The sequence below is a fragment of the Alloprevotella sp. oral taxon 473 str. F0040 genome, from assembly GCF_000318095.2.
In the GTDB taxonomy this organism is placed as follows: domain Bacteria; phylum Bacteroidota; class Bacteroidia; order Bacteroidales; family Bacteroidaceae; genus Alloprevotella.
The window spans coordinates 187,734-200,096 of sequence record NZ_KB290710.1; the positions used below are offsets into that span (position 1 = coordinate 187,734).

The following is a 12,363-nucleotide window of genomic DNA, read 5'->3' on the forward strand; positions in this document are numbered from 1 at the left end:
ATCTAGCTGTATTTCTGCACCTGCTTTTACCCAAAGTACACACATAAATTAGTCTCAATACGTCACACATACAAACACTCAGTAACATGAAACGTATTCAACCTATCCTGTTCGCCAGCGCAGTATTGTTGGCAACACCTAGCCTTTTCACTGCATGCCAAGAAGACGCTCCTGAAATCAATTACACCATGAACGTGAGTGTAATCAATGATTTCACGAAAGTGGTCGAAGCGATCAATAATGGTTCGCTCAAGAATGAAGAAGCCATCAAGAAGCTTACGGAAGCTATTGATAATATGGCAGTGAAACAATCAGAGAAACTTCAAAGCATTAAGGACGTACTCGTATCTGCTAATGCAACTCTTGAGACTAAGCTCTCGGCCATTGAATCTACCATGCAGGCACAGACTCTTTCTCTCGAAAATAAGTTTGAGTTGCTCCGTGTTGCAGTACAAAACCACACATTGAAGGCAGAAGAAGTGGGAACCAAGTTAGCCACTGCCATCGATCATCTCAGTGGTGATGTAAGTGCCAAGCTGGCAAGTATTAGAGAAGCGATTGATAAGTCTACTACATCAATGGCTGCGAAGCTTGCACTTCTCGAAGCTGCTATGAAGGCTCATACACTTACTTTTGAGAAAAAGTATGATCTTGCGCTTGATCTCATGGCCAAGCATACCCTTAAGCTCGATGAGATTGGGGCTAAACTGGCGAGAGCTATCGATAACATGAATGGAGATTTAAGTACGAAACTCGACTTCATCAAGCAAGCAATCAACGACCAATCCAAAAGTATCAATGAAAAGCTAGCACTTCTCGAAGCTGCTATGAATGCTCAGACGCTCACACTTGAATCAAAGCTCTCTCTTCTCAATACAGCTATAGCTAACCATACCTTGAAGCTTGAAGAAATGGGCAAAAAGCTGGCTACGGCTATTGACAATTTGAGAGGTGATGTTGCAACTAAGCTTGGACAAATTAACGCAGTCTTAGGCGATACTCATAAGACCCTGGAAGAAAAGCTAGCACTTCTCGAAGCTGCTATGAATGCTCAGACGCTCACACTCTCTGGTCAATTGGCAACTATTAAGAAGGCTATGGATGAGCAGGTCATAGAGCAACGCAAGATGGCAGAACTCATTGCTAAGGCTATTGATAACATGAAGGAAAGCAACGAAAAGAAGCTTGAAGCTATCAATAAGACTCTTGAGGATACTAACACAACTCTTAAAGATAAGCTTAATCTAATCCAAGGAGTAGTTGCGTCCCAAACGTTGTCTCTAGAGAAAAAGTTTGATATCCTTAACAAGGCTCAGCAAGATAACCTTGTTAAACAAGAGGAGGTGGCTAAGAAGATAGCTGAGTCCATTGATCAGATGAAGAAAAGTGATGCTGAGAAGATGGCTGAGATTACCCAGGCCATCAAAGACATCACGAAAACAGGTGGCGTAATTGATTTGGTCAAAGGAGCTATTGAAGCTCAAACAAATATATTGAAGACAAAGCTTGAGGCTATTCGAGTAGGTCTTGACAAAATGCCTAACTACACTACTCAACTCAATCTTATTCAAGAGGCTATTAAGTCTATGCCTAATATTGTGGGTAAGTTGGAAGCTCTGAATACTTCTCTTGGTGCTTTGAAGAACTTTGATCAAAAGTTCGATGCAGCAGTGAAAGCACTCCATGCCATCAAGAATCAAGTGAAGGGTAGTAATGCAAAACAAGCTGAGATTGCCGCCAAGATTGCCGAAACCACCAAGGCTATCGAAGCTCTCACTGCACAAGTGAAAGAGGACAATGGCAAAGCACAAACTGCCTACGCAGCACTTAAAGATAAGCTTGCCGACCTCCAAACTCAATTGGCTGTTATTGCAGGTAAGCTATAGACCTCATATAGGTCTATAGCATAGAGCTAAAGTGCCTAGCACTATTAGAACGTGACTGAACAAGTCACCAGGAAAGATTCCTTTTTGTTTCTTGCTATTTTAGAAGGTGCTCTCCGGGAGGAGGGCACCTTCTTTTTTTGGGGGGATGAAAAGATTGCAATGCTCAGAGGCACGCTTGGGTGTTTTAGGGGTAGAGGCGAAACAGTATTGAAAGAGCTAGTCTTAAAGTTCTATCCTTAGTAGGGCTCATCAGTAATATGAACTATGGACTCGGAAGAAGTGGCGCACGGAAAAGAAGAAAATAACTGTGTATCACTAAAGAATAAGATAGGCTCTCCTACCCCAAAGGGCAGGAGAGCCTATCATTATGGCATTGTTCCAAAGAAGGTGTTGTGTCTATTTGCCTTCCATAGCTAGACGAATCTGACGAGAGAGGTCGGCATAGTGAGCACGCGTGGCAGCATCTTGTGGATGGGCTGCAGACAAACGTGACTGGATGCGAGTGAGCAAGCTCGTCATGTATGGGCGTCCATCACTATCTGCGGTGGCTTTCCAGCCTTTGATGAGACGAGTTACAGCTTGTTGTTGGACAAATCTGCGCCATGACCCCACACGATAGGGGGTAGTAGCTTCGCGGAAGAAGAGGCGGAGTAAATCATCCACATAGGCAGTGGGTGGATAGGCTTGAGCAGTGGGAGCACCAGTGGCGTTGACCGCGATGTTGTTGAACGTGTGTGGATCCACCAAACGGCTTACGGCCATCTCCGCTAGCGGACGAATGAGCTCTTGAGGCTTGGCGCTGAGACGAGAAATGTAGGGTTCGCTAATCATCCATGTGGGACATTGCAGCACATTCTTGTCGAGCCAAGTGAGGGCGCGTTGTTGACGTTCACGTGTCATGGTGGTGAACATCGCACCACTTTGCTCTACGCTCTTGTGTTCGCGGTGCACACCACCTACTTGTGCCAGCACATGGCCGATGTAGCGGCGGTATTGTCCGAACACAGCCTTGTAGCCTTCAGCCAGGTTATCACCGAGATTGCCTTCTTCATGCACCCATTCGGGGAGACCCTTCACCACGCGACGGAGATTTTTCAAACCATAGTCCGAAGCCTTCATCACATCGTCACTCAAATCCTCGGTGAGGGCAAGTGGATCGTTGTCGTGGCCCTCACCACCAAACCACAAGCGACGATTGCCTGTAATGGTCTTTACGGTGAGGTTGTTAAGCGTTTTACGTTCTTCTAGCTCTGACTTAGCGTTAGGATAGTAAGAATAGCCCCACTGGATGGCCCATTTGTCATAGTCGTTGATGCGTGGGAAGATGCCAGCATAGCCAATGTTGTCTTCTGGTTGAGCCACATAGTTGAAGCGAGCATAGTCCATGATAGAAGATGTGTGGCCGTGCTTCTCCACCCAAGCCTTGTCGCGGAGCTTCTCCACAGGCGTAGCAGCACTAGCTCCCATGTTGTGGCGCAAACCCAGGGTGTGTCCCACCTCGTGAGAGGAGACAAAGCGGATGAGTTCACCCATGAGTTCTTCATCAAACTCCTGCTTTCTAGCGCGTGGGTCGATGGCACCAGCTTGCACCATGTACCAATCGTGGAGCAGCTTCATCACATTGTGATACCATCCGATGTGACTCTCGATGATTTCTCCCGTGCGTGGGTCGTGCACATTGGGACCATAGGCGTTAGGTATGGGTGAAGCAAGATAGCGAATCACCGAATAGCGCGCATCTTCGAGGCTCATATCGGGACGATCCGTAGGCCATTCTTTCGCAAGGATAGCGTTTTTGAATCCCGCTTGCTCAAAGGCCTTCTGCCAATCTTCCACACCGAGTTTGAGGTACTTCACCCACTGTTTGGGTGTAGCTGGGTCGATGTAGTAGACAATAGGCTTCTTGGGTTCTACCAATTCCCCACGTTTCATCTTTTCTATGTCCTCCTCCTTGGGTTCAAGTCGCCAGCGAGCTACGATAGAACGGCGTTTCACCTGTTGTTGTTGGTCATCAAATTCCACAAATGAGTTAGTGAAATAGCCAACACGAGGGTCGAAGGTGCGGCTACGCATGGGATTTTCGGGCAACAACACAAAAGAAGTGTTGAGACGGAAGGTGATGAGTCCAGTATGTGCCGCAGAGGGGATCTTGCTAGGCTTAGCAGTGAAGGTCTTTACGGTGATAATTTCAGTGTTGATAGGGAAGGTCTTCACCGTGTCTACGTAAGAAAGGTCTCCTCTCAAGGCATTCACTTCAAAAGTGCCCTTGCTGCGTGTGTTCAGGCCCGTCACAGGATTGTCACCTTTGAGGAAGTCGGTGGCTTTGATGCGATAACTTTTAGCCTTAGTCACAGAGTCGGTCAGTGTTTCTTCGATTTTGAAGGCTGCCACGATGGGATTTTCTGCACTCGCTTCCACTGATTTCCAGATGCGCTGAGTGCTATCGGAGTGAGCCGCAAACATTTCGCTGCGGAGCAACAGCTGGTTGTTGTGGCGTTCCCAAGTCACCATCTTGCTGTTGGCCATTTCTCCACCATACATTTGTGCACCAGCAGGTGTGCTCACGAAGCGTGTGGTCACCAACATGGGACGTTTCAGCAGACTATCGGAGACAACGAAAAACCAATCGTCTTTTTCACGTTGAAAACTAAGCAATCCTTTGCGAATCGGAGCTTTTTTCTCCACCTTAGCAGGAGGAGGTGTTTCCTTTTTCTTCTTGCGCGCTTGTGCAGGTGTGGCGCAGAGGGTCAGTGCCAGCGGCAGGACATAGAGTAATTTGGTCATTAGAGGTTAGGGATAGTCCCATTTTTTGCTCAATCTCGACTTCTTTTGCATCAAGATTGTGCGGAGTTAGACATATAAGTTGGGTGGTGACAGCATTGCTGTAGGGCACGATGTTCACCCTATTGGTATAAACGCACGGAATCGCATAGCCTACTAGTGAGCAGACTGTGCGAGTTCGCGTGTGATGAGTATTAAGAATTTAGCAGGCAAGTTCTTAGAAGTTGCCTAACTTTTCAGCATACGCCTCAAGATAGTGGCGTATCCTTTTTACATAATTAGCGCACAAAGACTTTCTTACCTCCTACGATGTAGAGACCTTGTGGGAGAGCAGAAGGTTGAAACTGGGTTTGCACCAAGCGACCGCTGAGGTCATAAACAGCTTGTTGCGCGAAGGATGGAACAGCCACGCGGTTCACACTCGTGGGCACTGCGAGGATTTCTGCAACATTGAAGACATAGTCTCCCACTTCTTCCAAGAGTTGGAAAGCTCCTCTCCATACGAGCCAAGTATTGGGCTCCAGTTTATGAAGTTGCTCCAATACAGATTGACCAGAAGCTGGGAGAATGCGTGGCACCACGTTTGTGTTTTCTGCACCTTCTTCAAATTTCACAGTGGCAGTGTCGCCAATGGCGAAGAGGAAATCCGTGGCTTGCACTTCCTCTTTGGGAGTTTTGCCATTGGCACCGAAGCCTGCAAAACGTTCCACAAGGTAAAACTCTTGACCATTTTCCAAGAGGTTCATCCATAGTTCTTCGTTTCCTGTGATTTCCACCACATTGTAAGGATTGTCCTTCGTGCCGTTGCCAGCTTTTTTAGGAGTTTGAGCTACGGCTACTGCGGAGGAAAGGCTCACAAAGAGCGAGAGGAAGAGCAATTTCAGTGTAGAAAGTTGCATAGGCTAAAAGCGATTTATAGGTGAATATATGGGTAGACTATGTAAGAATTTGGCTGCCACTCCACTTTGCTACATCCAAACCGATGGCTCACGAAGAGTTTTTCTTAGTTTGTATGCTCTGCGCTCAGACTCTCTAGCGACTAGTGATTCAAAATCTTCTTTCCGTTAATCACGTAGATGCCTTGTGGGAGAGAAGAAAGTTGGGCAGCTCTGCCCACTTTTCGGCCGTTGAGGTCGAATACGTCCGAGGGAGTTGTGGTGATGAGGCTAGAAATGGTGCGAAGAGCAGTGAGTGTCTTAGGAGTGAGTGAGAGAAAATGAGTATCTTCAAGCTGCAAAGCTTCCTTCAAAATTTGAATTTTGTGGTAGTCGAGTGCCAGATAAATCTCTGTAGGGCGTTTGAAATCAATATATTGCCCATTGTTTTCCCCGAGTTCAAAGCCCACTCTACCCACTTCTACAACAAATCGGTAGAAGGTGTGGTTCATATCTGGTGTGCGAGTGACTCCTGAGCGAAGCATCGTCTTGTGATAGGGAAGATTACTCTTTTGATTTATCAGCGTCACAGGATAAGTGCCAGGTTCACCCACGAGCAGAAAGGCAGAATAGTCGAATTTGCTGCCTGCAATGGTGGTGTGAGCAGGGAACGTCTCTGTGAGGAGTTTGCGTTCTTGTGGGTAAATGTAGGGAGAAACCAGCTTGATATCTGAATTGCGGAGCATGAAAGTACCTTTTGTGGCAAAACCTCCGATACCTTGATCACCGATAACAGCACGATAAGCTCCGTCCAATGTTTCGGCAACGAAGACGTATTCTCCACGTTCATCATATCTCTTGCCACCTTCATAGATGAAATAGCCATGTATGAGCCAGTCGGTCTTAGAGTCTGCCCATTCGAGTCCGCGAACAAACTGCTCGGCGCGCACGATGATGGGATATTCAGCCGTGCCCACGATGAAGTTGTCGCCCACTCGGTGCTGAGGAGTGGCCTCTTTGAGGCTGTTGCCGAAGCCGATGAAGTTCACCTTGATGAAGACATCCTCTTGCGTTTTAGCGAGAGCATCTCGGTTTTCGAAGGCTTCTTGCGCAGTATAGGGTGACTGAGGAGTCCCATTGCCTGCGAATGCGGCGAGAGTGACGAAGGTTATAGCGACAAAAGTAAGGAATTTTCGAATAAAATGTTGCATCTAATAGTCTTTTTAATCAATTAAATTGTAATATGTCTGTGAAATGTCTAGTTAGAGTTTGCAAAATTCACTAATTTCAAAGAGGGATATGCGTATATTCCTATGTCAAAAAAGTGTTTTTTCTAGACAAATGCTTTACTTTTTGGTTTGACATGTAGAATATGTCTGCAGAAATTCTTTTCAAATCATCTCAGTGATGAGTGTAATGCTCCTACCTTATGGACGAGTGAATAAATATTGCGCCCTTTTCATCTGCATCGCTTGGCCAGCGATGGAAATAATGATAGAAAAAGAGTGATGGATGGAGAAGAGTTGTGAGGGAGGAAATTCTGTGTTGTAATTGCAAAATTACGATTTTCGACTGGTTTGTGCAATACTTAATAATGAGGATTAGCAGTAAAATAGCTTGATTTATAGATGGATATGTTTTTTTAATTCGTCATTATAGATTACAAACTCCGAGTTCAAGGGCTGAATCGAATGAGGAGTATCGGAGAAATATGCTTGTTATTTTCGAGGTATTTCAGGATAAAAAGCATCCGTGTAGGCGTAGATGACACTGCGCATCTCTCATACGTGCAAAAAAACTCCGAGACTTCTCAGAAAATGTCGGAGATTTTCTGAAAAGTCTCGGAGAACTTTTGAAAAAAGTCGGAGTTTTTAGGAGCAACTCTCGGAGAGTTTATGTGACACCCCTTGATGCTCTAGCCAAAAAGTTCGCGCAGAGCAGCCTCGACTCTCGACACGGGCACTAATTCAATCCCTGTGAATTGGTGGCGATCGAGCGATTTCATATTTTGCTCCGGGAGGAGAAAACGGGTGAACCCTAACTTTTGGGCTTCGGCAATGCGGCGATCTATGCGAGTCACAGGGCGAATCTCACCGCTGAGTCCGCATTCGCCAGCCATGGCCACGGAGCGATCTATGGGTGTGTCCACGTTGCTCGACAGCACAGCGGCAATGACACTGAGGTCTATGGCAGGGTCGGTGACGCGGATGCCGCCTGCGATGTTGAGAAACACGTCTTTAGCCCCGAGCTTGAAGCCCACGCGCTTTTCCAGCACGGCAAGGAGCATGTTGAGTCTGCGAAGATCGAAGCCCGTGGCCGAACGTTGTGGCGTACCGTAGGCAGCTGTTGAAACGAGAGCTTGGGTTTCGATGAGGAAAGGTCGCACGCCTTCGAGAGCAGCACAGATGGCCACGCCCGAAAGTGGTTCACCGCCTTGGGTGAGCAGGAGTTCGGAGGGATTGTCTACAGGGCGCAATCCCGATTGGTTCATCTCGTAGATGCCCAGTTCTGAGGTCGATCCAAATCTGTTTTTGATGCTGCGTAAGATGCGGTAGAAATAGTGGCGGTCGCCCTCAAATTGTAGCACGCAGTCGACGATGTGTTCTAGCACTTTAGGCCCTGCGATGCTGCCCTCTTTGGTGATGTGGCCGATGAGGAGCACAGGGACGTTGTTGTCTTTGGCATATTTGAGCAGCGCAGTGGCACATTCGCGGATTTGGGTCACACTGCCAGGAGAGGATTCCACACTCTCCGTTTGCATGGTCTGCACGGAGTCCACGATGAGCAGCTCAGGTTGCACGGCTTTCACCTGTTCCAAAATCACTTCTAGGCGAGTTTCGCAAAAAAGTAGTGGTTCTTCGCCAGCTGCAGTGGTGGGATTGCCTTGAGTTTGTGGGGAAGTGCTGAGACGATCAGCGCGCAGTTTGATTTGTCGCTCACTCTCTTCACCACTCACATAGAGGATGCGGCGGTCGCTCATGCGCAGCACGGTCTGGAGCAGCAGTGTAGACTTACCGATCCCTGGTTCACCTCCCAAGAGAATCAGGCTGCCTGGGACGATGCCACCGCCCAACACGCGGTTGAGCTCTGCATCGTGTGTGTCATAGCGTTCCTCTTCGGTGGCGTTGATTTCTGAAAGTCGCTGCGGTTTGCTGCGCTGCCTGTCCAGTCCTGCCGAGACCACAGCAGCTGCGCCCCTGCTAGGTGAGGCTACGGGGGAGATGTTGACTTCTTTGAAGGTGTTCCATTGTCCGCACGATGGGCAACGCCCCACCCACTTGGGAGAGTCGTAACCACAGTTGTCGCAGACATAGGCAGTTTTGGCTTTGGCCATGATAGAATCGTTAGTCGTTAGAAATCAAACATTCAGAAAGAGGTAGTCAGGAGAGTGCTCGAAGCAGTAGGCTATGGGCTTATTCCAAATCGCCAAGAGCCGCTTTGAGTTCCACGAGTTCGGAGCGGATGGAGCGCAGCCGGTCAATCACCTCGGCAGACTGCACCTCACCCTCTTTGTTTTTGCGGAGGGCTTCGCGGGCGGCTTCAATGCGCAAGCCACGGACTTTGACGAGATTGTAAATCACCTTGATGGTTTCAATGTCGTCTTTGGTGTATTGTCGCACTCCACGCCCCCCCTTTTTAGGAGAAATCTGAGGAAACTCTCGTTCCCAAAAGCGAAGGAGTGTGTCGTTGACCCCGAGCATTTCGGCCACTTCTCCGATGGAGTAATAGAGTTTGTATTTAGGTTCTTTGGACAATGCCATAATTTTAGATAGTGATGTGAGGAAAAGTGTGTGCGCCATTGCCCTCAATCCCTAGGAGATTGACGACAATGGCGCGATCACGATCGCACAAAGTGTGCTACAAATTTACGTTTTTCTCGTGACGTGTGCAAATTTGCCTCCTTTTCCTCCTAGAAGCGTGGGGAGTTTGGAGAGAATTGTGCTCGTCACTGGGACATATCAGAGGAAGCATCAATGCGTTTGCACGGATTTTCCCTGCTTTGAAATCACCACTTGTCCAGCTGTAGGAGTGGTGATGCGACGTCCCGAAAGGTCAAAAAGAGCTGCTGAAGCATCATTAGGATTTGCACTGGCATCTGCCGCAGAATGGAGACTTCCGATGCCAGTGGGTACCACAAATTTTCCAGTTTTGAGATAATCGCGAAGGGCTTTCACGAGTGCTGCTTTGGGCTGGAGATAGAGATTCTCAAAGATGCGCCAAGCCGCTCCCAGAGTGCCTTTCCCTGTAAGCTCTTGTCCTTCTGGAGCAGTGGGATGTGCCACTAGAGGAGAACGCTTGCCGGTGGTGTTGCTCAGTGAGAAGCCGATGCCTCTGCGACTGATTTGTATCTTCACTGGAGTTTCGCTCATTGTTGCAGCCGCGTCACCGTTGCCAGGTTGGAGGAATTGGCCAGACTGTAGGTTGTATACCACATATTGTGCGGGGTTTCCTGAACGATCGTCCCCAACAATGAGCCAGTTGGCGGTAGCATCTGTGACACTTGTGGCTTGCTTGTAAGCCTCTTGGGCATCTTTCACCATCTTCTCATCGACATTGCGGAGAGAGGGTGAGGCAGACTTGAGAGGTTGTACGAGAGTGCCCGACACTTCAGCATTGGTGAGCACATAGCAACGCTCGGCATTGAGCGAACTCAATTTGTCGATAGGCACGTATTTTATGACTTTCCCCTTCTGGGCAAGAGAGACGAGGGCGTGGGAAAGCTCTTTCTCAGTGGCGGTGTTGAGGCGATCATTCACCTCACCAAGGTATTTTTCCACATCAGTCTTGGGATAATGATTCCACTGATCGGCTTTAGCATATTGTTCTGCTACAAGTTCACGAAGGCGGTCGGGATTCTTGCCCTCAAATTTCACCTCTGCTATAGCCATAAAGCCCTCGCCTTGGCCATATCCTTCGGTAAATCGCAAGCGCAGACCTTGACCGTCGCTCAATTTTAGGGTTTGGGTGAGGATAATCTCTTGTTGATCTGCATTGGCTAAGCCATAAACGCCTTGAGTTTTCCAACCGCCCATAGGATCTGCCACTTGTACGCTCACAGTGCGTGCGCGATAGTTGCTGCTAGAATGCTTAGCTTCATTGAGCAGTACGATGCGACTGAGTTGAACTTCCCCTTGGTGTTTGAAGTCTATGTAGTGTGGATAGTGGTTGTGCGTTTTGCTCATCCATTCTGAGTGCCAGAAGGTGCCCAGTTTGCCATCGAGGACAAAGGCTGCTCGGCCATTGTCTTTCTCACCTACGGTTTCTTCTGAACTAAATCCTGTCACCTTCCATTCCTTTTGAGGGATCTCGGTGTAGACATCCGATAAGAGAGCATTCATGCGCTGAATGTCTTGTCTTTGGATGGCTGGTGCTACGTATTGAGCATGGAGTTGCGCGAGAGCCTCATCCGAAGGGAGGAAGTCACCAGGTTGAAGATATTTCAGAGTGATGGGAGTTCCAGCTTTGGGTTCTATGTATCCGCCAGATTGCATGTAGGCTGCTGGTTCACCATCGTAGACCATTTGAGTTTGGTATCTATCATTGCGCGCACCTTTGTCTGTGCCACCATCGGTGTGACCAAAGTGAAATTGGTTGCGGTTGAACCATTCTCCGCCAAGCATAGAGCGAGTGAAGACGCGACGATAGTAGGCTTTGTGGGGCATGTGTCCTTGGCTGGTGGCACCACGTGTGAACTCTTCGAGGAAAGAGTTGAAACCACTGCCGAAATACTGCACCTGTCCTGCCATGCGCTGGGAGGAGATGTAGTGCCACTTGTCGTCGATGCCGCGCACATTGTACCAAGCGGAGATGATTGTATTTTCGTAGTTGGAGCCATCTTTGAGTTGGATTTGCTCAGGTTGCACATTGAGCAAGAATCTCACCCAATGTCCGGGCTTCCAGTAGTCACCATTGAGGAGCACATGGACACCAGTGCCTTCGCCACCAAAGCGTTCTGCTACCGTGCGTTTGAGCGTACTGTCGATGGCTATGACGCCACTTCGTTTGTAGCCTGCGAGTGAGGCATCACTGTCTGTGTCGCCATTGTCCCACGTGGAGAAAATCACCGTGTGGTTGGTTTTGCCATCATCCATCTTTCCGTTGTTCTGAATACCAACGTAGCCTTTCGCAAAGCCGAAAGCCTCGACATAAGTGCCTTTGTAGTCTGCATCGTCTGGGATTTGAACTTCGTTGTAAATCCAATTGAAGGAATCGCCAGCAGGGAGTTTACCATTGCTGCTTCCAAACCCGTTGAGGTGGAGAGAGGGGACGCTGCGCCATGCGGCTAGATATACGGCATTAGCTCCCTTGGCATCAGTGGAGGAGATGGTGAAGTCGTGGAGTTCAGAATAAGGCTGTGCGCCGCGCAGCACGAAACGATACCAACCGTCTGCAGGTGCTCGGAAGGTAAAGTCGTTGGCTGGCTGCGCGGTGGCAATGTCTTGAGCTTTGTCCATCTGCGCCACGTCGATGGTGCCGCGATTGGTGGACTTTACTGTGAAAGTGCCTTTGGGGAATCGGATGTACCACGCAGGCATGTAGCCTTCCATCGGATAGTGGGAGGAATAGCCCACGCGTTCAGTGCTTTTCATTTGTTTGTCGAGGATGTAACCTCCGGCAGTACCTTGATTTTGCACGCTAATTTTCCACGTTGTAGCCGTTTGCGCGAGCATCATACTCGAGCATCCCATACAGAGGAGGGAGAGTAATGTTTTTTTCATGGAGCAGTGTATTTCAAAGTGTCGATGCAAGATGTGAGTTGTACGATACGACACAAAAGTAATAAGGCAAATTTAGTTAATCTGTCTAGAACTGCCAAACGT

The 12,363-nt window shown here is 48.3% G+C and carries 7 protein-coding genes; 1 reads left to right on the forward strand and 6 read right to left on the reverse strand.

All coding sequences use genetic code 11. From position 1 onward, the window contains the following. Positions 1–86 precede the first annotated feature (86 nt). Entirely contained in the window at positions 87–1,886 is a 1,800-nt protein-coding gene (locus HMPREF9999_RS10570; RefSeq protein WP_009436689.1) for a hypothetical protein, read from the forward strand. Between the two features lie 396 nt (positions 1,887–2,282). Here the strand turns inward: HMPREF9999_RS10570 and HMPREF9999_RS02325 are convergent, their stop codons facing one another. The 6 genes from HMPREF9999_RS02325 to HMPREF9999_RS02350 form a co-directional block, all read right to left on the reverse strand. Further along, positions 2,283–4,670, reverse strand: coding sequence for a zinc-dependent metalloprotease (locus tag HMPREF9999_RS02325; protein ID WP_009436692.1), 2,388 nt, complete (start codon positions 4,668–4,670; stop codon positions 2,283–2,285). Between the two features lie 275 nt (positions 4,671–4,945). Then, on the reverse strand, positions 4,946–5,566 hold the full coding sequence (locus HMPREF9999_RS02330) for a hypothetical protein (protein ID WP_009436693.1): 621 nt from the start codon (positions 5,564–5,566) through the stop codon (positions 4,946–4,948). A 140-nt stretch (positions 5,567–5,706) separates the two neighbouring features. Further along, positions 5,707–6,753: a hypothetical protein gene (locus HMPREF9999_RS02335; protein WP_009436694.1), complete on the reverse strand. Its 1,047-nt coding sequence runs from the start codon at positions 6,751–6,753 to the stop codon at positions 5,707–5,709. 704 nt (positions 6,754–7,457) lie between these two features. Beyond that, complete coding sequence (gene radA / locus HMPREF9999_RS02340) at positions 7,458–8,876, reverse strand: DNA repair protein RadA (protein ID WP_009436696.1); 1,419 nt, start codon at positions 8,874–8,876, stop codon at positions 7,458–7,460. 79 nt (positions 8,877–8,955) lie between these two features. Next, a complete protein-coding gene (locus tag HMPREF9999_RS02345) occupies positions 8,956–9,303 on the reverse strand; it encodes a MerR family transcriptional regulator (RefSeq protein ID WP_044062953.1) in 348 nt (115 codons plus the stop codon). Between the two features lie 210 nt (positions 9,304–9,513). Next, entirely contained in the window at positions 9,514–12,261 is a 2,748-nt protein-coding gene (locus tag HMPREF9999_RS02350; protein ID WP_157049580.1) for a DUF3472 domain-containing protein, read from the reverse strand. Positions 12,262–12,363 lie beyond the last annotated feature (102 nt).